Annotated in this window: 25 protein-coding genes; 14 read left to right on the top strand and 11 right to left on the bottom strand. The window is 65.9% G+C overall.

Annotation, left to right across the window (positions count from 1 at the left end):
* The first annotated feature begins 2 nt into the window (after positions 1–2).
* Genes ACU0AG_RS08475 through ACU0AG_RS08465 form a run of 3 tightly spaced genes read left to right on the top strand, consistent with a single transcriptional unit; the run spans position 3 to position 2,604 of the window.
* Positions 3–665, top strand: coding sequence for an HAD family hydrolase (locus ACU0AG_RS08475; protein ID WP_482781830.1), 663 nt, complete (start codon positions 3–5; stop codon positions 663–665).
* Positions 662–1,831, top strand: a complete 1,170-nt coding sequence (locus ACU0AG_RS08470) for a hypothetical protein (RefSeq protein WP_482781829.1) — start codon at positions 662–664, stop codon at positions 1,829–1,831. Before ACU0AG_RS08475 ends, ACU0AG_RS08470 begins: the two co-directional genes overlap by 4 nt.
* Positions 1,828–2,604 (top strand): FkbM family methyltransferase, encoded by a 777-nt coding sequence (locus ACU0AG_RS08465; protein ID WP_482781828.1) that lies wholly within the window; start codon positions 1,828–1,830, stop codon positions 2,602–2,604. Before ACU0AG_RS08470 ends, ACU0AG_RS08465 begins: the two co-directional genes overlap by 4 nt.
* Here ACU0AG_RS08465 and ACU0AG_RS08460 read toward each other — a convergent pair.
* The 3 genes from ACU0AG_RS08460 to ACU0AG_RS08450 all read right to left on the bottom strand — a co-directional run bounded on the left by ACU0AG_RS08460 (position 2,577) and on the right by ACU0AG_RS08450 (position 8,103).
* Positions 2,577–3,548 carry an NAD(P)/FAD-dependent oxidoreductase gene (locus ACU0AG_RS08460; protein WP_482781827.1) on the bottom strand — a complete coding sequence of 324 codons (972 nt, stop codon included), beginning with the start codon at positions 3,546–3,548 and terminating at the stop codon, positions 2,577–2,579. The genes ACU0AG_RS08465 and ACU0AG_RS08460 overlap by 28 nt on opposite strands.
* Positions 3,549–3,579: 31 nt before the next feature.
* Positions 3,580–4,986 (bottom strand): class II 3-deoxy-7-phosphoheptulonate synthase, encoded by a 1,407-nt coding sequence (locus ACU0AG_RS08455; RefSeq protein WP_482781826.1) that lies wholly within the window; start codon positions 4,984–4,986, stop codon positions 3,580–3,582.
* A 105-nt stretch (positions 4,987–5,091) separates the two neighbouring features.
* Complete coding sequence (locus tag ACU0AG_RS08450; protein ID WP_482781825.1) at positions 5,092–8,103, bottom strand: M16 family metallopeptidase; 3,012 nt, start codon at positions 8,101–8,103, stop codon at positions 5,092–5,094.
* 119 nt (positions 8,104–8,222) lie between these two features.
* On the opposite strand from ACU0AG_RS08450, the gene ACU0AG_RS08445 reads away from it, so the two are divergent.
* From ACU0AG_RS08445 to ACU0AG_RS08415, 7 genes are all read left to right on the top strand, one after another.
* Positions 8,223–8,801: a NifU family protein gene (locus tag ACU0AG_RS08445; protein WP_482781824.1), complete on the top strand. Its 579-nt coding sequence runs from the start codon at positions 8,223–8,225 to the stop codon at positions 8,799–8,801.
* Positions 8,798–9,406 carry a malonic semialdehyde reductase gene (locus ACU0AG_RS08440; RefSeq protein WP_482781823.1) on the top strand — a complete coding sequence of 203 codons (609 nt, stop codon included), beginning with the start codon at positions 8,798–8,800 and terminating at the stop codon, positions 9,404–9,406. Before ACU0AG_RS08445 ends, ACU0AG_RS08440 begins: the two co-directional genes overlap by 4 nt.
* A 51-nt stretch (positions 9,407–9,457) precedes the next feature.
* Positions 9,458–10,084 (top strand): tRNA (adenosine(37)-N6)-threonylcarbamoyltransferase complex dimerization subunit type 1 TsaB, encoded by a 627-nt coding sequence (gene tsaB / locus ACU0AG_RS08435; protein ID WP_482781822.1) that lies wholly within the window; start codon positions 9,458–9,460, stop codon positions 10,082–10,084.
* Positions 10,081–10,557 (top strand): GNAT family N-acetyltransferase, encoded by a 477-nt coding sequence (locus tag ACU0AG_RS08430; RefSeq protein ID WP_482781821.1) that lies wholly within the window; start codon positions 10,081–10,083, stop codon positions 10,555–10,557. The genes tsaB and ACU0AG_RS08430 overlap by 4 nt, the downstream gene beginning before the upstream one ends.
* A gap of 115 nt (positions 10,558–10,672) precedes the next feature.
* Positions 10,673–11,119: a Ros/MucR family transcriptional regulator gene (locus ACU0AG_RS08425; RefSeq protein WP_482781820.1), complete on the top strand. Its 447-nt coding sequence runs from the start codon at positions 10,673–10,675 to the stop codon at positions 11,117–11,119.
* Positions 11,120–11,280: 161 nt separating this feature from the next.
* On the top strand, positions 11,281–11,703 hold the full coding sequence (locus tag ACU0AG_RS08420) for a Fur family transcriptional regulator (protein ID WP_482781819.1): 423 nt from the start codon (positions 11,281–11,283) through the stop codon (positions 11,701–11,703).
* The gene (locus ACU0AG_RS08415; RefSeq protein WP_482781818.1) at positions 11,696–12,556 is read left to right on the top strand and encodes a lysophospholipid acyltransferase family protein; all 861 of its coding nucleotides are present in this window, start codon (positions 11,696–11,698) and stop codon (positions 12,554–12,556) included. The genes ACU0AG_RS08420 and ACU0AG_RS08415 overlap by 8 nt, the downstream gene beginning before the upstream one ends.
* A 56-nt stretch (positions 12,557–12,612) precedes the next feature.
* On the opposite strand, the gene ACU0AG_RS08410 is transcribed toward ACU0AG_RS08415, so the two are convergent.
* The 5 genes from ACU0AG_RS08410 to ACU0AG_RS08390 form a co-directional block, all read right to left on the bottom strand.
* The gene (locus ACU0AG_RS08410) at positions 12,613–13,497 is read right to left on the bottom strand and encodes a LysR substrate-binding domain-containing protein (protein ID WP_482781817.1); all 885 of its coding nucleotides are present in this window, start codon (positions 13,495–13,497) and stop codon (positions 12,613–12,615) included.
* Between the two features lie 92 nt (positions 13,498–13,589).
* Complete coding sequence (locus tag ACU0AG_RS08405; protein ID WP_482781816.1) at positions 13,590–14,516, bottom strand: hemolysin family protein; 927 nt, start codon at positions 14,514–14,516, stop codon at positions 13,590–13,592.
* 26 nt (positions 14,517–14,542) lie between these two features.
* Positions 14,543–15,022, bottom strand: a complete 480-nt coding sequence (gene ybeY / locus ACU0AG_RS08400; RefSeq protein ID WP_482781815.1) for an rRNA maturation RNase YbeY — start codon at positions 15,020–15,022, stop codon at positions 14,543–14,545.
* A 3-nt stretch (positions 15,023–15,025) separates the two neighbouring features.
* Entirely contained in the window at positions 15,026–15,433 is a 408-nt protein-coding gene (locus tag ACU0AG_RS08395) for a hypothetical protein (RefSeq protein ID WP_482781814.1), read from the bottom strand.
* Between the two features lie 9 nt (positions 15,434–15,442).
* Entirely contained in the window at positions 15,443–16,486 is a 1,044-nt protein-coding gene (locus ACU0AG_RS08390) for a PhoH family protein (protein ID WP_482781813.1), read from the bottom strand.
* Positions 16,487–16,711: 225 nt separating this feature from the next.
* On the opposite strand from ACU0AG_RS08390, the gene ACU0AG_RS08385 reads away from it, so the two are divergent.
* Positions 16,712–17,557, top strand: coding sequence for a hypothetical protein (locus ACU0AG_RS08385; RefSeq protein ID WP_482781812.1), 846 nt, complete (start codon positions 16,712–16,714; stop codon positions 17,555–17,557).
* A gap of 9 nt (positions 17,558–17,566) precedes the next feature.
* Here the strand turns inward: ACU0AG_RS08385 and miaB are convergent, their stop codons facing one another.
* The 3 genes from miaB to ACU0AG_RS08370 form a co-directional block, all read right to left on the bottom strand.
* Positions 17,567–18,895, bottom strand: a complete 1,329-nt coding sequence (miaB, locus tag ACU0AG_RS08380) for a tRNA (N6-isopentenyl adenosine(37)-C2)-methylthiotransferase MiaB (protein WP_482781811.1) — start codon at positions 18,893–18,895, stop codon at positions 17,567–17,569.
* 81 nt (positions 18,896–18,976) lie between these two features.
* The gene (locus ACU0AG_RS08375) at positions 18,977–19,408 is read right to left on the bottom strand and encodes a hypothetical protein (RefSeq protein WP_482781810.1); all 432 of its coding nucleotides are present in this window, start codon (positions 19,406–19,408) and stop codon (positions 18,977–18,979) included.
* On the bottom strand, positions 19,408–19,869 hold the full coding sequence (locus ACU0AG_RS08370) for a peptidylprolyl isomerase (protein WP_482781809.1): 462 nt from the start codon (positions 19,867–19,869) through the stop codon (positions 19,408–19,410). The genes ACU0AG_RS08375 and ACU0AG_RS08370 overlap by 1 nt, the downstream gene beginning before the upstream one ends.
* A gap of 102 nt (positions 19,870–19,971) precedes the next feature.
* On the opposite strand from ACU0AG_RS08370, the gene mgtE reads away from it, so the two are divergent.
* Genes mgtE through ACU0AG_RS08355 form a run of 3 tightly spaced genes read left to right on the top strand, consistent with a single transcriptional unit; the run spans position 19,972 to position 22,630 of the window.
* Entirely contained in the window at positions 19,972–21,420 is a 1,449-nt protein-coding gene (mgtE, locus tag ACU0AG_RS08365; protein WP_482781808.1) for a magnesium transporter, read from the top strand.
* Between the two features lie 28 nt (positions 21,421–21,448).
* Entirely contained in the window at positions 21,449–22,207 is a 759-nt protein-coding gene (locus tag ACU0AG_RS08360; RefSeq protein WP_482781807.1) for a glucose 1-dehydrogenase, read from the top strand.
* 30 nt (positions 22,208–22,237) lie between these two features.
* Positions 22,238–22,630, top strand: a complete 393-nt coding sequence (locus ACU0AG_RS08355) for a DUF1489 family protein (RefSeq protein ID WP_482781806.1) — start codon at positions 22,238–22,240, stop codon at positions 22,628–22,630.
* Positions 22,631–22,652: the final 22 nt, after the last annotated feature.

Genomic DNA, 22,652 nt, shown 5'->3' with positions numbered 1-22,652 from the left:
CCGTGCAGCGCCTTGCCCTTTACGATCTCGACCGCACGGTGACCTTTGCACCGACCTTCACGCCCTTCCTCGTCCACATGGCGGCGGGCGGCAACCCGCTGCGGCTGCTGGGCGTGCCGCTGTGGGTGCTGGCGATGCTGGGCTACAAGGCGAAGCTCTACGGGCGCAAGCCGCTCAAGCAATTCGGCCTCGCGCTGCTGGTCGGCAAGGTGGTGCGCAGCGCTGCGCTGCAACCGCGGATCGATGCTTTCGTGGCGCGGCAGCTCGAACGCAACATCCAGCCCGGCGCGCTGGCGCAGATCGCGGCAGACCGCGCCGCGGGCACCCGCCTTGTGCTGGTCACCGCCGCACCCGAAATCTATGCCGAAGCGATGGCGCAGGCGCTCGGCTTCGAAGCGTGCATCGCCACCCGCCACCGGCGCGATGGTGCGGGCAACCTGCTCAGCACAATCGATGGCGAGAACAACTACGGCAGCATCAAGGTGGCCCGTGTCGAGGAATGGCTGGCGGCGGACGGGCTTGACCGCGCTGGCCTGCACATCACCGCCTATACCGACCACGCCAGCGATGCGCCGATCCTGACCTTTGCCGACAAGGGCGTGCTGGTGGGCCGCCATGCAAGGCCGCAGCAAGGCTGGGGCCAGGCCGACTGGAGCGCGGCATGAAGCGCATCTGTTTCCTGTTCAACCACGACCAGACGCACCAGCTGGCCCATTCCCTGCCGATCGCGCTGGCACTGGCAGCGCGGGGCCAGCACCGGATCGTGCTTGCCTATGTGAAGCCTGCGATCCGTGCCGAGATCGAGCGACAGGCCGATCCTGCCACGCTGGCGCGGGTGGAACTGGTGCAACTGGGGCTGAAGCGCGGCGGATCGCAACTGCTGGCGGGCGTGCTGGAACAGCTGGTCCCTGCCACCAAGCTGCTGGTCTACCGCGACAATCTCGATTTCTTCCGCACCTTCGATGCGGTGGTGGTGTCGGAAAAGACCACACTGTTGCTCAAGACCCGCTATGGTCTCGACAATCTGAAGCTGATCCACACCCGCCATGGTGCCGGCGACCGGGCCATCGGGTTCAACCGCGAAAGCGCAGGCTTCGATCTGGTGCTCGTCTCCGGCCCCAAGATCCGCGACCGGCTGATGGCAGATGCGGGGCTTTCGCCGGAACAAATCGCGCTGGTTGGCTACCCCAAGTTCGATCTGTGCGCGGGCAACCGCTTTGCCGACAGCTTTCCCGCGCCGCAGCGGCCCACGGTGATCTACAACCCCCACCCCTCGCCAAAATTGTCGAGCTGGTTCCGGCACGGCGCGGCAGTGCTGGAGGCGTTTCGCGATCAGGATCGCTACAACTTGATCTTCGCGCCGCATGTGATGCTGTTCGAGCGCAAATGGGTCGTGACCGTCGATCCGCCCAGCCTTGCCCGTGTGACCCCGCCCGGACCGGAATACCGCGACCAGCCGCGCATCCACATCGACACCGGCAGCGCGGCCAGCAGCGACATGAGCTACACCAACCGCGCCGATATCTACATCGGCGATGTCAGCAGCCAAGTGTATGAATTTCTGCGCGAGCCCCGCCCCTGCCTGTTCCTCAACGCGCATGGCGTGGCATGGCAGGATGATCCCAACTACCTGCACTGGCGCGCAGGACCGGTGCTGGACAGCGCCGACGGGCTGCTCGATGCGATTGATGCTGCCCTCGCCTCGCATTGCGACTATGCGCCCACCCAACAGGCGCTGATCGATGCGACCTTCTCGCTGTCGGACCGCCCCTCGGCCGAGCGGGCGGCAGATGCGATCAGTGCGTTTTGCGAAGGAAAGACCCCCGCGTGAGCAGCTTTGTGGATTTCTGGCGCTACGGCGTGGTCAAGACAGCGCGCAAGCTCAAGGCGGCGGTGCTTTCGCCGGTGCTGGCGGCGCGGGGCGAGGCGGCCGTGCGGTCAAGCTATGGCGTGCTGATGGTGCCCAACTGGCAGGATACCACCTTCCGTTACTGCATCTTCGGCACCTATGGCCGCGATCTCGCCGACCTGCTGCTAGGCCAGCGCGACGATTTCGTGTTTGTCGATATCGGCGCCAATCAGGGGCTCTATTCACTCATCGCCGCGCAGAACCCGCACTGCCGCCAGATCATCGCCTTCGAGCCGGTGCCTGCGACCCATGCGCGCCTTGCCGCCAATGTCGCGCTGAATGGCGGTGCTGAGCGCACTGTCCTGCATCCGCTTGCCATCGCCGACAGCGTGGGCGAAGTGACGATCAGCGTCGCTGCCGATCACACCGGCACCGCCACGCTGGCAGGCCGCGAAGGGCAGAACAGCGGCAGCGGCGTGACGATCCGCACCATCGACGCCCCGCTCGTCGATCCGCTGCTGGCGGGCGAACACCCGATGTTCGTGAAGATCGATGTCGAAGGGCTGGAAGCGGTGGTGATCGCCGAACTCGCCAAGACCGTCGCCTTCGCCCGCGTACAGGCGATCTTCTACGAGGTTGACGACCGCTGGGCCAGCGCGGCCGCAATCGAGACGCTGCTGCGCGCCGCCGGCTTCACCCGCTTTGCCAAATACGGGCGCGGGCACCATTACGACGTGCTGGCAACCCGCTCCTGAAGCACCGCCTGCGCCAGCGCCCGGCCTGACAGCCACGCCCCTTCGACCCGCGGGCTGTGGAGGTAATCACCGGCAATCCCGATCCGCAAAACCGGATCGAACCGCGCGCCCTCGCCCCCGATCGCTTGCGGCAGAGCGTAAAGCCAGCGGTGCGCATCAAGATGCTGCGGCGTGGCCGGGGCTGCGCCAGTGGCGTCAAGGAAATCGGCGAGCAGAAGCTGCGCGACCTCTTCCTTCGGCAGATCGATTAATGCGCGGCTGCGCGCTGGCGAGGCGTGGATCACCCATGTTTCGGCCCCCGCTCTGCCCGGCTTGGCGGAATTGCGCGCTGCCCAGCTGACCGGGCCGGTGTCCGAGCGGTAGGTATCGGCGGCAAGGCCAAGCGGGGCGGGAAAGCCCGCCATCACTGCCCAGCACGGGGCCGACTGCACCCCGCCCGCCAGCGCAGCGAGACCGGGCGCGACATCGGCCAGCAGCACGGCGGCCTGTTCGGCAGGCACAGCAACGAGCACTGTGGCGGCGGTAAAGCTGTGCTCGCCCGCCCCGATGACCCACAGCGCACCATCGCGCCGCAAGTGTTCGGCGCGCACGCCCCAGCGCACATCGAGCGCGCTGGCCAAGCTTCTGACGCAGGCGTTCATGCCCGGCGTGCCGACCCAGGCATCATCGCCCGCCGCAGGCCAGCGCGCGGCAACCCCTGCCGCTTCCCAGCCTGCAACAGCCTGCTGGAAGGCAGGATCGCGGGCCGTGAAGTATTGCGCACCGTGATCGAAGCTGACTGTCTCGCCGCTAATCTCCACCCGCCGCGCCGCCATGCGCCCGCCGGGGCCGCGCCCCTTGTCGAGCACGATGATGCTCTGCCCGCCCGGCGCCAGAGCGGTGGCGGCGGAAAGCCCCGCCATGCCGCCGCCGATCACGATAATGTCGCTGTTATATCCGTCCATCCCGCGCCAACGCACGGGACGCGCGGAGGTTTCACGCCGCGTTGGCGCTGACCTCCGGCGCACGCTCTCCCGCCGCCTCGTTGAGCATTTCCGCCACGAGGAACGCCAGTTCGAGCGACTGTTCGGCATTGAGACGCGGGTCGCAATGGGTGTGGTAGCGGTCGCCAAGGCGTTCCTCGGTGATCGCCACGGCCCCGCCGACGCACTCGGTCACATCCTGCCCGGTCATCTCGATATGGATGCCGCCCGGATGTGTGCCTTCGGCGCGGTGGACCGCGAAAAAGCCCTTAACCTCGCGGGTGATGCGATCGAACGGGCGTGTCTTGTAGCCATTATCCGATTTGATCACGTTGCCGTGCATCGGATCGCAGCTCCACACCACCGGATGGCCTTCGCGCTTCACGGCGCGCACCAGCTTGGGCAGGCCGTCTTCGACCTTGTCATGGCCATAGCGGCTGATCAGCGTGATCCGCCCCGCCTCGCGCTTGGGGTTGAGGTCATCGAGCAGCCGCAGCAGCGCGTCGGGCTCAAGGCTCGGCCCGCACTTCATGCCGAGCGGATTGCCGATGCCGCGCGCATATTCGATGTGCGCCGAGCCGGGGAAACGCGTGCGATCCCCGATCCACAGCATATGCGCGCTCGTCGCATACCAATCGCCCGTCAGCGAATCCTGCCGCGTCATCGCCTGTTCGTAAGGCAGCAGCAGGCTTTCGTGGCTGGTGTAGAAGCTGGTGCCCTTCAGCTGCGGCACCGTGCCGGGATCGACCCCGCAGGCCTCCATGAAATCGAGCGCCTCGCCGATCCGGTCGGCCATTTCAGCGAACTTCTCGGTCCACGGGGTGCGGCCCATGAAATCGAGCGTCCACTGGTGAACCTGCCGCAGGTTGGCATAGCCGCCACCGGCAAAGGCGCGCAGCAGGTTGAGCGTGGCCGCCGCCTGCGAATAGGCCTTCACCATGCGCGCCGGATCATTGCGGCGGCTGACGGGGTCGAATTCGATCCCGTTGATATTGTCGCCCAGATAGCTCGGCAGGGTCACACCGTCGATCGTCTCGGTCGGGGCGGAGCGCGGCTTGGCGAACTGGCCCGCCATGCGCCCCACCTTCACCACCGGACGCTTCGAAGCGAAGGTCATCACCACCGCCATCTGCAGCAGCACGCGGAAGGTGTCGCGGATGTTGTTGGGGTGGAATTCGGCAAAGCTTTCCGCGCAGTCCCCGCCTTGCAGCAGGAACCCGTGGCCATTGGCGACCTGCGCCAGATCGGCCTTCAGCGCCCGCGCCTCGCCCGCAAACACCAGCGGGGGATAGGAGGACAGGGTCTTTTCCGCCTCGGCCAGTTCTGCGGCATCTTCGTAATGCGGCAGGTGGCGCGCTTCGTAAGCCTTCCAGCTATCGGGGGTCCAGATCTCGGGCACGGTCACATTCTTCCATTCCATTGCGCGCAACCCTTGCGCGGGGGCGCCCGCTACAGGAGCGCGGCACGAATTGTAAAGCGGCAATGCCGCTTTGGACAATATTATTTCCCGGCCACTGAAAGCACTCTAGCGCCCGGCGGGCAAGGCGGTGGCGACAGGCATGGCCCCGCCACCCGCCGCCGGAGCCTGCGCCAGCGACTGCCCTTCGGGGATGATCGCCAGCCGGAACGGTATCCCCTTGGCAAGGTAGCGATCGGCGAGGAACTGCATCACCTGCGGGCTGGTCTGCGAATAATCCGCCAGCAGGGTCCGCAGCAAGGCCACCCGCTGGGGATCGAAGGCGGCCCCTTCGAGGTTATAGAGCCAGAACTGGTTGCCGGTCGATGCGCGGCGGATCAGCTGGCCGAGCGGTTCGGTCACCCGCGCCAGCTCGTCGGTGGTGGGCGGGTTGGCGGCCAGATCGCGCGCGATCCGGTCAGCCTCGGCAAAGAACACCGGCACGAATTCGGGCTCAAGCTGCGCCAGCGCGGTAATGCGCCCGCCGCTCGCCAGATCTTCGGGCCAGCTGGAGAAGACCTGCGGAGAATAGCTTGCCCCGGCGCGTTCACGCAGCGCTTCGAGCAGGCGGTTGTTGAACAGCTGGGTGAGGATTTCGAGCTGGCGGCTTTCGCGCAAGCTGGCGACCCCGCCGCCGCTGGGCCAGGCGACCACGGCAGCGGCCTGATTGGCATCGCCGCGGTGCGTGACCACCGCCGGCGCATCGGCCAGCGGCGCGAAGCCGGGGACGCGCTTGGCCACGTCGGGATCGATCGGATCACGCGGCGCCAGCGCACCGAAGGTCCGGCGCAACTGCTCGATCACCTTGGCCTGATCGAATTCGCCGAACACCAGCACTTCGACCGGGCCCTGCTTCAGCAACGGTTCCCAAACTGCGCGGAAGCCTTCGGGGGTCGCCGCTTTCAGCGCGGCCGGATCGGGTGTGGCAAAGCGCTGGTCGCCGCCGGTCACCAGATATTCGAGATCGCGGTTGAGGATGCCGCCGGGGCTGGTCGAATAGGTATTATAGGCCAGTTCGGCCGCCGCCTTGGCGCGGATCACCGGATCCTTGTCCCAGCGCGGCATCCCGAGCTTGGCGGCGAACAGATAAAGCTGGTCGCCGACATCCTCCGAACGGGTCTGCGCCGTCAGGGTGAACACTGCATCGTCGATGCCGAAATCGAAGCCGAGCTTGCGGCCCGTGGCCAGCCGGTCGATCTCGTTCTGGCCCAGTTCGCCAAGCCCCGATCCGACCAGCGCCGCCTCGCCCAGCGGAGCGTAGACCGCGTTGTCCTTGTCGAAGGCGCGGTAGCCCGCACCGAAGCGCACCCGCACGGTGACGCGGCCCGGTTCGGCATCATTGGCCCACACCAGCGCCTTCACCCCGTTGGCGAAATCGACCTGTTCGATCTGGAGCACGCCAAGCGGACGCTGGCCGGTGATTGTGCCGGGCGCACCCACGGGCGGCAGATCGTCGAACCTGATCGTCTGCGCCGCAAGCCTCGCGCTGCCATCGACCCGCGCCTCGCTCGCCAGCGCCAGCCGGAGCGCCGCGACATCGGCCTCGCCCGCGTTGGGCGTGACATAGACCGAGCGCGTCACCGTGCCTTCGAACAGCGCTTTGGTGCGTGCCAGCACCTCGTCCGGCACCAGCCGCGGCTTCATGCCCCTGAACACATCGAGCACCACCTGCGGCGCGGCAACCGTTTCGCGGATGTCCACCGCGTTGACGAGATTGTTGGCGAGGTCCGATCCGGACTGCACGCTTTCCTGTTCGACCTCGTTGGCAAACACCACGTCGAATTCGGCGGCCTCGCGGTCGATCTCCTCCTGCGTTGGCGGATTGGTGAGCGCATCGGCGATCACGGCGCGCACATCGGCAAGCGCGGCCTGCCAGTCATCGGTCAGCGGCGCGAAGGTCACGAAAGTCGCATCGGTCGAGCGCGAGACATCGTCCTGCTGGACCTGCGCATAAAGGAAACTGCCGCCGCCGCGGGCGCGCGCTTCCAGCCGGCGGTTGATGATCGCCTGTGCCACCGCGTCCAGCAGCAGGCCTTCGTTATAGACAATCGTATCCTCGACCGGGCGCCAGGGGCGCATAACAGCATAGGTCAGGCTGCGCGGCAGATCGGGTTCGACCCCCACCGCAAGCTCCCCGATCGGAGTGCCGGTGCCGGGCGCATCTTGCGCGCCTGCCGGGGCCACCGGATCGCCGAAATCGGGCGCAACGCCGGGTTGGCCGCTGCCTTTCCAGTCACCAAACCACTGTTCGACAAGGCCGGCCAGCACCATCGGATCGGCATCGCCGGCGACAATGATCACCGTGTTTTCGGGCCGGTACCACCGGTCGTAGAACGCCTTGACGCTCTTGCCGCTGGCCGCCTTGAGTGTGTCTTCGGTGCCGATCGGGTTGCGCACCGCCAGCCTTTGCCCGGCAAAGAAGGTCTGGCGCGTCATATCGGCCATGCGCAGCCCCGCCCCGCCGCGTTCGCGCTTTTCGGCGAGCACGATCGGGCGTTCGGCGGCGACATTGGCATCGTTCAGCACCGGCTCGCGGATCATGCCCGACAGCAGCTTGAAACTCTCGCCCAGCTTGGCATCGTCGATATTGGGAATGTCGAGCTTGTAGGCGGTGTGGGTCGGGCTGGTTTCGGCGTTGGCGTCCGAGCCGAAGGTCGCGCCCAGCCGCTGCCATGCGGAAATCGCCTCGGCCGGCCCCAGATACTTGCTTTCGCGGAACAGCAGATGCTCGAGCAGGTGGGCAAAGCCCTGTTCGCTGTCTTCCTCGTGCAGCGATCCGGCATCGATCCGCACCCGGATGGAAACCTGCCGCGGCGGCACGCCGTTGCGGCGCACGGCATAGCGCAGCCCGTTGGGCATCTCGCCGAACAGCCACTTGCTATCGACCGGAACGTCCGAGCCGCGATAGAGCCAGGGAGTGACATCCCCGGTCTGGAGCGCCTGCGGGGCCGGCACCGGCGGTGCGGCAGGGGCTTGCGGCGGCGGGAGCGGCGCGGTCTGCTGGGCCACGACCGGCTGAAGCATCACAGCCGTGGCAAGCACGACGACGAGGGTGCGACTGGCGCGGGAAAGCAACGTCATGCGCCGCTTATAAGACGGCAAAGCCTGAAGCGATAGTGAATGCTGCTGTGCCCGCTTTCGACTTTGCGCAGCGGCTTTGCGTGCTTGAAATCCGACAAAATCGGTCTTAAATGCGGCCCATGTTCATCGAAACCGAAACCACTCCGAACCCCGCCGCTCTCAAATTCCTGCCCGGTCAGGCGGTGATGGATGCCGGCACCCGCGAATTCGCCAGCCCCGAAGCCGCCGAGGCCAGCCCGCTGGCGCAGGCGATCTTCGATACCGGCGAGGTGGTGAACGTGTTTTTCGGCGCCGATTTCGTCAGCGTCACCGCCGCGCCGGGGGCTGACTGGAGCGCGTTGAAGCCGCAGGTGATCGCGATCCTGCTCGACCATTTCGTGTCGCAGGCTCCGCTGTTTGCAGGCGGCACCGCGAGCGGCATCAGCGTTCCGGCGGAAAACGAAGCCGTGGTCGAGGAACGCCCCGAAGACGCCGAAGTGATCGCTGCAATCAACGAGCTGCTCGAAACCCGCGTGCGCCCCGCCGTGGCCGGTGACGGCGGCGATATCGCCTATCGCGGGTTCCGCGACGGGGTGGTTTACCTCACCCTGCAAGGCTCATGCTCGGGCTGCCCGTCGAGCACCGCAACGCTCAAGCACGGCATCGAAGGCCTGCTCAAACACTACGTCCCCGAAGTTACCGAGGTGCGCGCGGCATGACGCAGCAGTTCCACGATCACGCCCTCTCGCCCGAAGCGCTGGCGCAGCTGTTTACCGAAGCGCGCAGCTATAACGGCTGGCTCGACAAGCCGGTGTCGGACGAACAGTTGCACGCCATCTGGGACCTGATGAAGATGGCCCCGACCTCGGCCAATATGCAGCCGGCCCGGATCGTGTGGGTCAAATCGGCCGAGGCCAAGGCGAAGCTCGCCGACTGCGTGATGGAGGGCAACCGCGCCAAGGTGCTTGCCGCCCCGGTCACCGCGGTGATCGGATACGACATCGATTTCCACGAGGAACTGCCGTGGCTGTTCCCGCACACCGACGCGAAAAGCTGGTTCGAGGGTGACGAGGAAGGCCGCAAGGAAGGGGCCTTCCGCAATTCGTCCTTGCAGGGCGCCTATCTGATGCTCGCTGCCCGCGCACTTGGGCTCGATTGCGGGCCGATGTCGGGCTTCGATCCGGCAGCGGTCAATGCCGCGTTCTTCGCCGACGCGCCGCGCCACCGCGTGAACTTCATCTGTTCGGTCGGCTATGGCGATCCAGAAAGCATCTTCGGCCGCTCGCCGCGCCCGGACTTCGGCACCTTCAACACCATCGCCTGACGCGCATCTCGCCGCTTGCACGCGCCTCTGCCTTGCGGCAGGGCGCGGATCATGCGGATGCTCGCCATCGAAACCGCCTCCGAGGCCTGCTCTGTCGCCCTGTTCGAGGGCGCGGAACGGATCGCGCATGATCACCGCGTGATCGGGCGCGGCCATGCCGAGGCGCTGGTGCCGATGATCGCCGCCCTGCCGGACAAGGGTCGCAGCGGACGTATCCTCGTCAGTCTCGGCCCCGGCAGCTTCACCGGGGTGCGGATCGGGCTGGCCACGGCGCGGGCGCTGGGGATTGCCTGGGGGGCGCAGGTGCTCGGCTACCCCACCCTCGCCCTGATCGCCGCACAGGCGCAGGCCGCACACCCCGCAGCGCCGGTCACGGTCTGCGTCAACGGCGGGCATGGCGAATGGTTCGTGCAGGATTTTGCCGACGCTGCCCCGACAGGCGCGGTGCGCTCGCTTGCCCCGCAGGCCGCGCTTGGTCTGGGCGCGCAGGCGGTGATCGCGGGTAACCGCGCCGCCGCTTTCGCCGCGCTTTTGGGTGACGAGCGGAACGTGATCGACCTGCTGCCCGACGCATCACAGGTCGTGCTGCTGCCGGAACAGCTGCTGACCACCAACCTTGCGCCGATTTACGGGCGCGGGGCCGATGCCACCCCGATGGCGGAGCGCCGGCCCGCATGACCGCTGCCAGCGCTCTCGTCGACCGGATCATGGTGGTGATGGAGGCCGCCTTCGATCCGGCCTATGGCGAGGCGTGGAACCGCCGCCAGATTGCCGATGCGCTGGCGATGCCCAACACCCATGCGCTGGTGGTGGACGCCGATGGCGCGCCGATTGCGGATGATGCGGTAACGGCCCCCAGCCCCGCCGGCTTCGTCCTCACCCGCCATGTGCTCGACGAGGAAGAGCTGCTGCTGATCGCCGTCACCCCCGGCGCACGGCGGCGCGGCGTGGGCGCTGCGCTGATCGAACGCCTGTTCGCCGAAGCCCGCGCGCGCGGAATTGCCAGCATTTTCCTTGAAATGCGCCGCGGCAACCCGGCTATCCACCTCTACAGCAAATTCGGTTTCGAACCGATCGGCGAGCGGCGAAACTATTACCGCATGGCAAATGGCGAGCGAATTGATGCGATTACTTTCGCACGCGCAATCTAGTCTCGCACTGCTGGCCGCAAAGGCGGGAATACGCAATGCGGCATGGTTGCAAACAGATTTTACATACGGCATGGGCGAATTACTGGCACATGATCAACGATGCCAAGAGGAACTCATGCAGGAACTGGAAATGGAAATGAAAGAAACGCTTATCACGCTGACCAGCGACATCGTCGCTGCGCATGTCAGCAACAATGATGTCGCGGTGGCTGATCTTCCCGGTCTGATCACCAATGTCTACACCGCGCTCGCCAATCTTGGCGAAACCCCGGTGGTCGAAGAAGCCAAGCCGCAGCCGGCAGTCGCGATCCGCAATTCGGTGAAGCCGGATTACATCGTCTGCCTTGAAGACGGCAAGAAGCTGAAAATGCTCAAGCGTTATCTTCGCACCAATTACGACATGTCGCCCGAAGATTACCGCGCGCGCTGGGGCCTGCCCGCCGATTACCCGATGGTCGCCCCCAACTACGCCGAAACGCGCCGCGATCTCGCCAAGAAGATCGGTCTGGGCCGCAAGCCGGGCACCGTGGTCGCCAAGACCCGCCGCACCAAGAAGGCCTGATCCGCCCTCCGGTCGCGCACAGCATTGCCGGCACAGCCGCCCCTGTTGAGAGGGCAGCGTGCCAGCTTGAGCAAGCAGCCTCGTCCCTATAAGGATGAGGCTGCTTTGCTTTAGGGCGGCCCGCCCCCTTCCGGATGGCCGCAGCGGCGATGGAGCTTTCCTTGAACCAGAAAATCGATCTCGAACAACTCTGCGCCGAAAAGGGCCTGCGCATCACCGAACAGCGCCGGGTGATCGCCAAGGTGCTGTCCGACAGCGACGATCACCCCGATGTCGAACTGCTGCACAGCCGCGCCGCCGCGATCGATCCGCGCATCTCGATCGCCACGGTCTACCGCACCGTCCGCCTGTTCGAGGAAGCGGGCATCCTTGACCGCCACGATTTCGGCGATGGCCGTTCGCGTTACGAACCCGTGCCCGAAGCGCATCACGATCACCTGATCGATGTGGAGACCGGCAAGGTGGTCGAATTCGTCGATCCCGAAGTCGAAGCGCTCCAGCGCCAGATTGCCGAGCGGCTGGGCTATCGCCTCGTCGATCACCGCATGGAGCTTTACGGCGTCCGCCTGTCTCGCAATGACTGAGGCGGAACTGCGCGCCGCCGCGGCGCGGGGCGAAAGCACGCCGGTGTCATGGGCCGGCTGGGTCCGCCTGACCCTGCGCGCACTGGCGCTGGTGGCGCTGATCATCGTGTTCGTGCCGCTGCACTACCTTTACCGCACGCTGTCCTACGGCTCGCCCTTCCCGATGCTGTTCCTGCGCTATGCCGCGCGGGTGTGCGGCGCGAAGGTCGAGGTGATCGGCACGCATCTGAAGCGCGACGTGTTCTATGTCGCCAATCACCTCTCGTGGGTGGACATCCTTGCGCTGGCCGGCGCGAGCGGCACGGCCTTCGTCGCCAAGGCGGAACTGGCCGAGGCGCCGGTGGTCGGCTGGCTCGCGAGCCTCAACCGCACGGTCTTCGTCAAGCGCGAACACCGCATGGGCGTGGCCGAACAGATCAATGCCCTGAAGGAAGCGCTGGTCGATAACTGGTCGGTCACGGTCTTCCCCGAAGGCACCACCACCGACGGGCAATCGCTGCTGCCGTTCAAGACCTCGATGCTCTCCGTGCTCGAACCCCCGCCGCCCGGCGTGCTGGTGCAGCCGGTGGTGCTCGATTACGGGCCGGTGGCGGAGTGGATCGGCTGGATCGGCGAGGAAAGCGGGATCAACAACGCCAAGCGGGTGCTGTCACGCAAGGGCACCTTCAAACTGCGGGTGAATTTCCTCGAACCCTTTTCCCCCGAGGATTTCCGCGGACGCAAGGCGATCAGCCAGGAATCGCGCCGCCGGATCGAGGAGGCACTGGTCGAGATTCTCGGCAAGCCGCTGCGCCCCTTCGCGCACACGGTTGCCCCGGTGCGGTATGAACCGAAGAGCGAGGCGGCGGATTGATGTGTCCGTTCGCTGACGCGCGATGCAGACAACGCGCCAGCGAAGGTGTCCAATAACTAAAGCCCCGCGCGCACCAGCCAGTCGTGGAAGATCCGCACCGGGCGGCTTTCCAGCGCCACCGGCTTGCACACGAACCAGTAGGAATAGGGGCTCTCCACCGGCTTGCCGGGGAGATTGACGAGGCGGTTGTCATTGGCGCGGCGCAGGTGATCGTCGTGCATGATCGCGATGCCGAGGCCCTGCGCTGCCGCCTCCAGCATCAGCGCGCCCGAATCGTAATGGTCGATCGCCGCCGGGGTCATCGCTTCCAGCCCGTTGGCCTTTTTCCACGCGGCGAAGCTTTCGGGCAGTTCGTTGTGGATCAGGAAGGTCTGCTTGGCCATCGTCTCGGGCGTGACTTCATGGCCGATGGCGCGCGCGGTGTCCTTGCTGCAAATGGCGTGGACAAGATTATGGTCGAGCCGCACCGCGTGCAGCCCGCTCGCCGGGCCGCGTGACAGGATGATCGCGGCGTCGAGCGTGTCGCCCACGCGGTCTTCAAGGTGCGGCGCGGTGTCGATGTCGATGTGCAGTAACGGGTGGCGCTTGCGCAATTCGCCGAGCCGCGGGAACAGGCGCTGGCTGCCGAACATCGGCAAGACGCCCAGCCGCAGGCGCAGCAGCGCGATATTGTCCGACTGGCTTTCAACCGCCCGCGCCAGCGCCTCCATATGCGGGTTCACCGCCTCGTAGAACGCCTGGCCCTCGTCGGTCAGCTGCATCGACTGGCGCGCGCGGGTGAACAGTTTCTTGCCGACGAATTCTTCCAGATTGCTGATCCGCCGCGACAGGGCAGACGGGCTGAGGCCGATCTCTTCCGCCGCCGCCCGCGCCGATCCGAGGCGGACAGTGCGCATGAAGGCTTCCAGTGCGCGAAGGGGGGGCAAGCGGCGTGCAGGCATGATCTCTCTCCTTGGTGGCAGAGATACGCCCGAGATGCCATTCGGATGCAAAAAATCGAAGAAAAATTGCAACCACTGTGGCGAGGTTGCGACTATTGCACCTCTTCGGCGTCCACCGGCGGGTGCAGCCGCAGGCGGGTGACGTGGGTTTCATCGCCCGCAGTCACCTCGATCCGCCAGCCGCTCGGATGTTCCAGCACCGTGCCGACCGCAGGCACCGCCTCGGCCAGCACGAAGGCCAGCCCGCCCAGCGTATCGACCGCCTCTTCCACCTCGGCAAGGCGCGGGTCGATCTGCTTGGCGATATCTTCCAGCTCGGCGCGGGCGTCGCAATCCCACATCCCCTCGCCGATCGGCACGATCAGCGCCTGCGGGGCATCGTCATGCTCGTCCTCGATATCGCCGACGATCTCCTCGACCAGATCCTCGATGGTGATGAGGCCATCGGTGCCCGAAAACTCGTCGAGCACGATTGCAAGATGCACGCGCTGGGTGCGCATGTCGGCCAGCACGTCCAGCGCCCCGCGCGCCTGCGGCACATAAAGCGGCTGGCGCATCAGCGTGGTCCAGTCCTCCGGCGGCGGGGTGCCATTGGCGAGGAACGGGAACACATCCTTGATGTGGATCATGCCGATCACCTGATCCAGCGTCTCGCGATAGACCGGCATGCGCGAATGGCCGTGTTCGCTGAACGCCGCGACCAGTTCGGCCCAGCTCAGCGCGGCATCGACCGCGATGATCTCGCCGCGCGGCACGGCCACGTCATCGGCATCGTGTTCGGAGAAATGCAGCAGGTTGCGCAGCATCTGCCGCTCGACCCGCGACAGATCGCCGCCGCTGCCGGTGCTGTCGGATGGCGAGCCGCGGTTTTCGTCCTCGTGCTCGTCGATCGCCTCTTCAAGCTGCTCGCGTAAGGAACGCGCGCCTTCGAGGCCGAGGATCTTGCGCAACGCAGGCCAGAGCCCGCCGCTACTGTCCGCGTCTCCCGATTGAGGCGCAGAAGATGGAGAATCGGCCATGGCCTTCGAAACAGCTCCTGTTGGTTTCAATCGCCATATGGGTCAGCGATGCCCAGTTTGGCAAGTATGCGGGTTTCCAGCGCTTCCATCGCTTCGGCCTGTTCGTCGGAATCGACATGGTCGTGGCCGGCAAGGTGCAGCAGCCCGTGGACAATCAGGTGGGTGGCGTGGGCTTCCAGCGTCACGCCCTTTTCCGCCGCTTCGCGCGCGCAGGTTTCGTGAGCCAGCGCGATATCGCCGAGCATTTCGGGCGGGCCATCCGGGGCGAGGTCTTCAAGCTCATGGCGCTCCAGCATCGGAAAGCTGAGGACATTGGTGGGCTTGTCCCGCTCGCGCCATTCGCGGTTGAGGGCGTGGACTTCGGCATCGGTGGTGAACAGCAGGCTGGCGATCAGGCGCGGGTTGGCAAGGCAAGGCTCACCCTCGCCCGCAGCCGCAGCAGCGCGCTGCGCCAGAGCCTCCCAATCGCCCGCAGGCCAGTCTTCGATGTCGATATCGAGTTGCAAGGTTCAGCGGGCTCTCTGGCTGCCGGTTTTTACGTCACGCAATGGGATACCATCGCACAAGGGATCAGGACCCATGTTAAGGGTCGGGGCCCATATGTGAGGTTTGGACAATCGATCATAGCAGATTTTCGTATCGCCCGGCATCGCGAATACGATGACAGTCGCAAATGCCCAGCATGTCAGGATTATCGCGGCAAGGCCGGTACGCCAGCCCCACGCAATCCGTTCATTCGCCGCGCGCCGGGCAAAGAACGCTGTCGCGCCGGTGAGATACGCAGACAGACCGAGAAACCAGTAATCCTGCTCGTAGAAAGCCATAACGAGAAAGGCCAGAACCAGCCCGTAAAGCACAACATACTTGGCCAGCCAGATGTGTGGCCATGTGCTGGTATCGCTATCGGGATGCTTCATGTCCCCGGATCAGGTCGCCTCGTCCTCGCCCTTGCCCTCATAAGCCTCGACGATCCGGCCGACGATCGGGTGGCGCACCACGTCGGCGGCGCTGAAGCGGATGGTGCCGAAGCCTTCGACACCCTCCAGCCGCTCGACCGCGTCGTTGAGGCCGCTCATCCTCGGCCCACCCGGAATATCGACCTGCCGCGGGTCGCCGCAGATCACCATGCGGCTGTTCTGGCCGAAGCGGGTGAGGAACATCTTCATCTGCTCGCGCGTGGTGTTCTGCGCTTCGTCGAGGATGATGAAGCTGTCGGCCAGCGTGCGCCCGCGCATGAAGGCGATCGGCGCGATCTCGATCTCGCCATTGGCCAGCCGCCGTTCGACCTGTTCGGGCGGCATGCAGTCGTTGAGGGCATCGTAGAGCGGGCGCAGATAGGGATCGACCTTCTCCTTCATGTCGCCGGGCAGGAAGCCCAGTTTCTCCCCTGCCTCCACCGCCGGGCGCGAGAGGATCAGGCGCTGGACGCTGCCTGTGATCAACTGGCTCACCGCCTGCGCCACCGCGATATAGGTCTTACCCGTCCCCGCCGGGCCGAGCGCGAAGATGATATCGTCCTTGGCGAGGCTGCGCATATACTCGATCTGCGTCGCCGAGCGCGGCACGATGGTTTTCTTGCGCGTGCGGATCATGATCGGCGGGCCGTCATGCTCGCCCGAAATGATCCCCTCCAGCGTCGGTTCGGCCGACATGGCGATCAGCGATTCGATCGCGCCGCTATCCAGCGCCTCGCCCCGCGCCAGCCGGTCATACATGGTCTTCAGGGTCTCGCGGGCGCGGGCGACATCGTCTTCCGGCCCTTCGATCACGACCTGATGCCCGCGGGCGTGGATATAGACCCCCAGCCGGTTTTCGACCTGCACCAGATTGGCATCGAACTGCCCGAACAGCGGGCCGAGCAGCGCCTGGTTCTCGAAGGTCAGATCAACGCGGGCGCGCCGGGGCTCCGGAATACCGCGGGGATCGGGCGAAAGAGCCGGATGTCCGGCACGGGAGGGTCGTCGGCCCATAGGTTCCTTTGGCTCAGGCCAAGGGACAATCCCTCGTCCTTGAGTCGCGAAGGTAAGCCGGGGGGCGCGGATAGCAAGCGCGGGGCGGCAACGCGGCGGTGGAAAGTCACCGGACTGACATCGCCAGCGCAGCCCGCGCAGCCGGTCCGGAGAAGCGTGAACGGGCATCGTTCATCAGAGATTAAGCCGCAAAATGTTGATTTTCCATCTGAAGGAGACGTCCCCGTGAAGCACGCCCTGACCATGATCGCCGCCCTTGCCGCATCCGCCACCGCCGTCCCTGCCTTCGCCGGACAGGGCGAGGCGCAGGGAGATGCCGGCACCCAGGGTCAGGCGGCAGATGCGCCCTCGCCCCTCGCGCTGGCCACGGCCATCGCCGGAGAGCCCGATGCCCGCCGTCCGCTCGCCCGGCTGCGCTCACCCCTGTGTCTGGTGGTCGCAGCCGAAGATCAGGATTTCGGCAATGCCGTCGCCCGCCGCATCATCGCCAACGCCAGGGCCGCCGGCGTGCCGCTCCGCCGCGCCGGTTGCAGGGCGAATGCCCTGGTCACCTTCTCCGACGACCCCCGCGCCCAGATCGTGCAATTCCGCGCCGAGGGCCGCAAGCTGTTCAAGCGGCTGAGCGAGCGCGAGACCGATGCCATTCTCGCCGGAAGCGGCCCGGCCTTCGTGTTCCAGACCGTGGAACAGACCCCGCGCATCGGCGAAGGTGACGCAGCGGGCGGACTGAACGGGAGCGGCGAGAACTGGACCAAGGAACGATCCTTCCTGCGCACCCCCGAAGACCTGGTGACCACCGTGGTGATGGTCGAGAGCGCAGCGGCCGCTGGGCGCGATCCTGTGCAGATAGCGGATTATGTCACGCTGCGTCTGCTTGCCCCGACCGGCGAAATCGGTGCCGGCGCGGCCAAGGCGCCCCACACGATCCTGTCGGCCTTTGCCGCACCGGACACAGCGCCGCGCGAGCTGACCGCGCATGACAGGGCCTATCTCAAATCGCTCTACAAGCTGCCGCGCACGGCCTTTGCGTCCGAAGTGCTGGCGGAAACGGCGGGGCTGCGGGGCAAATAGCCCGGCGCGTCAGCCGACCAGCCCCTTCAGAGAATTCGGCCCCGCCTCGGCCAGCGTCACCTCTACAGAATCACCGATTGCGGCGGGCGCTTCGAACCACACGCTCTGGAGCCAGGGCGACTTGCCGAGCCACTGGCCTTCGTGCCGCCCCTTGCGTTCGACCAGCACGGTGCAGCGCTTGCCGACGCTCGCCTGATTGAAGGCAAGCTGGTGCGCGCCGATGCGCTGCTGGAGGCGCTGGAGCCGGTCGTCCATCACCTCTGCCGCAATCTGGCCCTCCATCGTCGCGGCGGGCGTGCCGGGGCGCGGGGAGTATTTGAAGCTGAAGCAGGCGGCGTAGCGGACTTCGTCGACGATATTCAGCGTGTCCTGAAACTCGGCTTCGGTCTCGCCCGGAAAGCCGACGATGAAATCGCCCGACAGCGCGATATCGGGCCGCGCGGCGCGGAAGCGCTCGATCAGCTTCAGATAGCTTTCCGCCGTGTGCTGGCGGTTCATCGCCTTGAGGATGCGGTCGTTCCCCGCCTGCACGGGCAGGTGCAGATAGGGCATCAGCTTCGCCACCTCGCCATGCGCGGCGATCAGATCGTCGTCCATGTCGTTGGGGTGGCTGGTGGTGTAGCGGATGCGCTCCAGCCCGTCGATCGTCGCCAGCGTGCGGATCAGCCCGCCCAGCCCTGCGGCGCGCCCCTTGTCGTCCTCTCCGCGCCAGGCGTTGACGTTCTGGCCAAGCAGCGTGATCTCCTTCGCTCCCGTCTCGACCAGCCGCTGCGCTTCGGCGACAAGGTGGGCAAAGGGCCGCGAGATTTCCGCGCCGCGGGTATAGGGCACCACGCAATAGGTGCAGAACTTGTCGCAGCCTTCCTGCACGGTGAGGAAGGCGGTGGGGCCGCGCTTCTTGCGTGCGGGGAGCGCATCGAACTTGGCGATGGCGGGCATGTCGGTATCGGTGGCACGCTCGCCGTTTGCGGCGCGGTCGAGCATCTCCGGCAGGCGGTGATAGGCCTGCGGGCCGACCACGATGCTGACCGCAGGCGCACGCGCCATGATCTCCTCGCCCTCGGCCTGCGCGACGCAGCCTGCGACCGCGATAAGAGGCTTCTTCCCCGCCTCCTCGCCCGCCTTCACCAGTCGGCCAATGTCCGAATAGACTTTCTCGGCGGCCTTTTCGCGGATGTGGCAGGTGTTGAGGATGACAAGATCGGCCTCCTCACCCTCGGGCGCAGGCGTGATGCCGCGTGTCGCCAGCAGCTCGCCCATGCGCTCGCCATCATAGACGTTCATCTGGCAGCCGAAGCTCTTGACCCGGTAGGTCTGGGGGGCGGAGGTGGGTTTCATGAGGGGTGCGCCTTTAGCGCCAAGCGGGGATGCGTTCAATCGACTCGGCATGCGGCTCGATCGGCTGGGCGAGCAGTGGATTCACTCGGACTTGAACGACGAGTCCTCTGGACTACCCCACCAAGACCAGCTGAACGAGTTGTGGCCCTGAGATGCGCCCAGCTCGTAACGCATGCGAACCCACTGCTTGCGCCCTTCGCGGTAGGCGCGGAGCGCCTGTTTGGCGGCTACATGATCACTAAGCGCCCGGTCGGGGGCCTTCTGCCAACGCTTGATCCGGCCGATGTCCTTGATCAGCGCATTTTCGGTCAGCGCCGCCGCATCTTCGCTCATGCTCCCGTACGCCGCAAGCGCGCCGGCCGCCTTGCGACGGTCGGCGCGGTGCGATTTGGCTTTTCGCAGGGGGATCGCCTTGCGAGATGCCTTGTCGTTCTCCCCATAGCAATTGCGCCGGTCCTTGGCATAGGACAGCGCCTTCTTCTCGCCGGGCGAACGCTGGCGCTTGCGCGGCATTACCCCACCGTCGCCTTGACGATCTTGCCCGGCGCGCGCGGCGGTTCGCCCTTGGGGATGGCGTGGACGTGTTCCATGCCGCTGATCACCTGGCCCCACACGGTGTACTGCTTGTCGAGGAAGCGGGCGTCATCAAGGCAGATGAAAAACTGCGAATTGGCGCTGTTCGGGTTCTGCGCGCGGGCCATCGAGCACACGCCTTCGACGTGGGGTTCGGCGTTGAATTCGGCCGGAAGGTCGGGCTTGTCTGAGCCGCCCATGCCGGTGCCGGTCGGATCGCCGCCCTGCGCCATGAAGCCGCCAATCACGCGGTGGAAGATCACGCCATCATAGAAGCCTTCGCTCGCCAGTTCGGTGATGCGCTCGACATGGAGCGGGGCCAGATCGGGGCGCAGCTTGATCACCACATCGGCATGTTCGCCGGTGCCGTTGTCGAGCGTGAAGGTGAGGGTTTCGGCCATTGATTGTATCTCCTGAAAGAATTGCCCGCGCTTTTAGCAGCCAAAACCCGCCTGTCACCCTCCCGCGCTTGCTTTTGCGGCCTCCCCGCCTAAACCGCCGACATGGCCGACAATCGCGTGATCGAGGACGAACTGCTGACCGCCGATGCGGGCGAGGCGGAAGTGCGCCCGGATGACCGTGTCGACGATGAACGCCATGACCTCGAAAACCGGCTGAAGCCCTCCTTTGTCAGCGCCGTCCACGATGCGCTGGCGGCGGGCGACAAGGGCGCGGTTTACGATCTGGTCGAGCCGCTCCACGCCGCCGATATTGCCGACCTGATCGAACTGCTCGAACGGTCGGAACGGGCGCAGCTGGCGTCCGCGATCAGCGATCTGATGACCGGCGATGTGGTCGCCGAGCTCAACGATTACGTGCGCGAAAGCCTGATGGAGGCCCTGCCTGCGCAGGCGGTCGCCACCATCGCCGAACAGCTCGACACCGATGATGCGGTGCAGCTGATCGAGGATCTCGACGAAGCCGATCAGGCGGCGGTCATCGCCGAGCTGGAGCCGGAAACCCGCGAGGCGGTGTCGAGTGCGCTCGCCTATCCCGAAGAGACCGCCGGACGCCTGATGAGCCGGCACTTCGTGGCCGTGCCCGAACATCTCACAGTCGGCGATCTGATCGATTTCCTGCGCGAGGACGGTGATCTCAGCCACGATTTCTTCGAAGTCTTCGTGATCGACGAGCGCCACCATCCGGTCGGCACCTGCGCGCTTTCGTGGATTCTCACCACCCCGCGCAATGTCCGCCTGACCGATGTGATGAAGCGCGACCAGACCCTGATCCCCGTCACGATGGATCAGGAAGAAGCCGCGCTGATGTTCCAGAAATACGCGCTGATTTCGGCCGCGGTGGTGGATGAAAGCGGGCGTCTGGTCGGGCAGATGACGGTGGACGATATCGTGCACATCATCTCCGAGGAAGCGGGCGAGGACGCGCTGCTGCTGTCGGGTGCGGGCGAAGGCGACATCAACGAGCCGATCCGCGAAGCCTATACCGCGCGGGTGCGCTGGCTGATAGCCAATCTCGGCACGGCGGTGGTGGCATCGGCGATCATTGCCTTTTTCGGGGCCGCGATTGAACAGCTGGTGGCGCTGGCCGTGCTGATGCCGATCGTCGCCAGCATCGGCGGCAATGCGGGCACGCAGACCATGGCCGTGGCGGTGCGCGCGATTGCGACCAACCAGCTGACCCGTTCGAACACCCGCCGCATCCTGTGGCGCGAGTTTCGCGTGGCGCTGCTCAACGGCGGGACCATCGCGGTGCTGATCGGCCTTGCAGCGGGCGTGCTGTTCACCCCGATGATGGGCGTGGTGATCGCGCTCGCCATGATCATCAACATCGCGATTGCGGGCCTTGCGGGCGTGCTGGTGCCGGTGATCTTCGAGCGGCTGGATCAGGATCCGGCGGTCGCCAGCAGCGTGTTCGTGACGATGATCACCGATTCGATGGGCTTCTTCGCCTTCCTAGGTTTGGCAGTGGCGATGGGACTGGCCACGTTCTAGCTTTCTCCCGAAGACAAGGGAGAGAAGCATGGCAGGACGGGTGGCAGGCAAGGTAGTGCTGCTGACAGGCGGCGCGATGGGTCTGGGCAAGGCGGCGGCCAAGGCGCTGCGGGCCGAGGGCGCGGTCGTCGTCATCACCGATATCGACGAGGCCGCAGGCCGCGCCACCGCAGCGGAACTCGGCTGCGGGTTTCTCCATCAGGACGTGACCGACTGGGCGCGCTGGCAGCAAGTGATCGCCGAGGTCGAGGCCAGCCACGGGCGGCTCGATGTGCTGGTCAACAATGCCGCGATCACCGTGTTCGGCTCCATCGCCGACATTTCGCCGGAGGATTTCCGCCGCTGCTATCGCGTAGATGTCGATTCGATCTTCATGGGCTGCAAGGCCGCGATCCCCCTGATGGCGAAAGGTGGCGGCGGTTCGATCATCAATTTCTCGTCCGCGGCCGGCAACAAGGTCTCGCCCGATCTTGCCGCCTATAACAGCGCCAAGGCCGCGGTGGTGACGCTGACCAAGTCGATCGCGCTCTATTGTGCGCGGGAAAAGAACGGCGTGCGGGTGAACTCCGTCCAGCCGGGCACCATCCTTACCCCCAATGTCGAAAGCGTCATCGCCGGAACGCCCGATCCCGATGCCACCCGCGCCGCCTTCAGCATCGCCCAGCCCATCGGCCGCATGGGCGAGGCCAGCGATATCGCCCACCTTGTGGTCTATCTCGCCAGTGACGAGAGCAGGTTCGCCACCGGCGCGCCCTTCATTGTGGACGGCGGGCTGAGTATCGCTTGATCACGCGGCGCATTGCCCCACATTGGCGCCATGCCTCTCCATCTCACCAAGATCGCCTTCGGGGCGAAGAGCTATGCGCAACTCGAAGGCTGGTATCGGGGACGCGGAGCCATCGCGCTGACCACCCGCAACCGGCCCACCCGGCACGAGGAATGCGTCGGCGGGTCGCTCTACTGGATCATCAACCACGCCATCGTGGCGCGTTCACCGATCCTCGGCTTTGAAAAGACCGAGGACGGGCGCTGGGACATCGTGCTCGAACCCAGGCTCATCCGCGTCCACACCCAGCCCAAGCGCGCCCATCAGGGCTGGCGTTACCTGACAGAGGACAAGGCCCCCAGGGATGTGGCCGAGGGCGAGGATATCGGCGATGCCCTGCCCGGCAAGCTGGCGATGAAGCTGGAACGCCTCGGCCTCGTCTAAAGCGGTTTCCGGCCCCTCCCCC

The sequence above is a fragment of the Erythrobacter sp. RANMB8 genome (assembly GCF_056848235.1).
The sequence above is the reverse complement of the archived record's forward strand: the minus strand, read 5'-3'. Positions and strand labels throughout refer to the sequence as shown.

What these genes read in the sequence shown, in the direction of transcription:
- ACU0AG_RS08425 (WP_482781820.1), top strand. Translation starts at nt 10,673, where the DNA reads ATGCAGGAACTGGAAATGGAAATGAAAGAAACGCTTATCACGCTGACC.
- ACU0AG_RS08460 (WP_482781827.1), bottom strand. Translation starts at nt 3,548, where the DNA reads ATGGACGGATATAACAGCGACATTATCGTGATCGGCGGCGGCATGGCG.
- ACU0AG_RS08355 (WP_482781806.1), top strand. Translation starts at nt 22,238, where the DNA reads ATGCCTCTCCATCTCACCAAGATCGCCTTCGGGGCGAAGAGCTATGCG.
- ACU0AG_RS08390 (WP_482781813.1), bottom strand. Translation starts at nt 16,486, where the DNA reads ATGGGCCGACGACCCTCCCGTGCCGGACATCCGGCTCTTTCGCCCGAT.
- ACU0AG_RS08440 (WP_482781823.1), top strand. Translation starts at nt 8,798, where the DNA reads ATGACGCAGCAGTTCCACGATCACGCCCTCTCGCCCGAAGCGCTGGCG.
- ACU0AG_RS08370 (WP_482781809.1), bottom strand. Translation starts at nt 19,869, where the DNA reads ATGGCCGAAACCCTCACCTTCACGCTCGACAACGGCACCGGCGAACAT.
- ACU0AG_RS08405 (WP_482781816.1), bottom strand. Translation starts at nt 14,516, where the DNA reads ATGGCCGATTCTCCATCTTCTGCGCCTCAATCGGGAGACGCGGACAGT.
- ACU0AG_RS08375 (WP_482781810.1), bottom strand. Translation starts at nt 19,408, where the DNA reads ATGCCGCGCAAGCGCCAGCGTTCGCCCGGCGAGAAGAAGGCGCTGTCC.
- ACU0AG_RS08470 (WP_482781829.1), top strand. Translation starts at nt 662, where the DNA reads ATGAAGCGCATCTGTTTCCTGTTCAACCACGACCAGACGCACCAGCTG.
- ACU0AG_RS08445 (WP_482781824.1), top strand. Translation starts at nt 8,223, where the DNA reads ATGTTCATCGAAACCGAAACCACTCCGAACCCCGCCGCTCTCAAATTC.
- ACU0AG_RS08455 (WP_482781826.1), bottom strand. Translation starts at nt 4,986, where the DNA reads ATGGAATGGAAGAATGTGACCGTGCCCGAGATCTGGACCCCCGATAGC.
- ACU0AG_RS08360 (WP_482781807.1), top strand. Translation starts at nt 21,449, where the DNA reads ATGGCAGGACGGGTGGCAGGCAAGGTAGTGCTGCTGACAGGCGGCGCG.
- ACU0AG_RS08430 (WP_482781821.1), top strand. Translation starts at nt 10,081, where the DNA reads ATGACCGCTGCCAGCGCTCTCGTCGACCGGATCATGGTGGTGATGGAG.
- tsaB (WP_482781822.1), top strand. Translation starts at nt 9,458, where the DNA reads ATGCGGATGCTCGCCATCGAAACCGCCTCCGAGGCCTGCTCTGTCGCC.
- mgtE (WP_482781808.1), top strand. Translation starts at nt 19,972, where the DNA reads ATGGCCGACAATCGCGTGATCGAGGACGAACTGCTGACCGCCGATGCG.
- miaB (WP_482781811.1), bottom strand. Translation starts at nt 18,895, where the DNA reads ATGAAACCCACCTCCGCCCCCCAGACCTACCGGGTCAAGAGCTTCGGC.
- ACU0AG_RS08415 (WP_482781818.1), top strand. Translation starts at nt 11,696, where the DNA reads ATGACTGAGGCGGAACTGCGCGCCGCCGCGGCGCGGGGCGAAAGCACG.
- ACU0AG_RS08410 (WP_482781817.1), bottom strand. Translation starts at nt 13,497, where the DNA reads ATGCCTGCACGCCGCTTGCCCCCCCTTCGCGCACTGGAAGCCTTCATG.
- ACU0AG_RS08450 (WP_482781825.1), bottom strand. Translation starts at nt 8,103, where the DNA reads ATGACGTTGCTTTCCCGCGCCAGTCGCACCCTCGTCGTCGTGCTTGCC.
- ACU0AG_RS08395 (WP_482781814.1), bottom strand. Translation starts at nt 15,433, where the DNA reads ATGAAGCATCCCGATAGCGATACCAGCACATGGCCACACATCTGGCTG.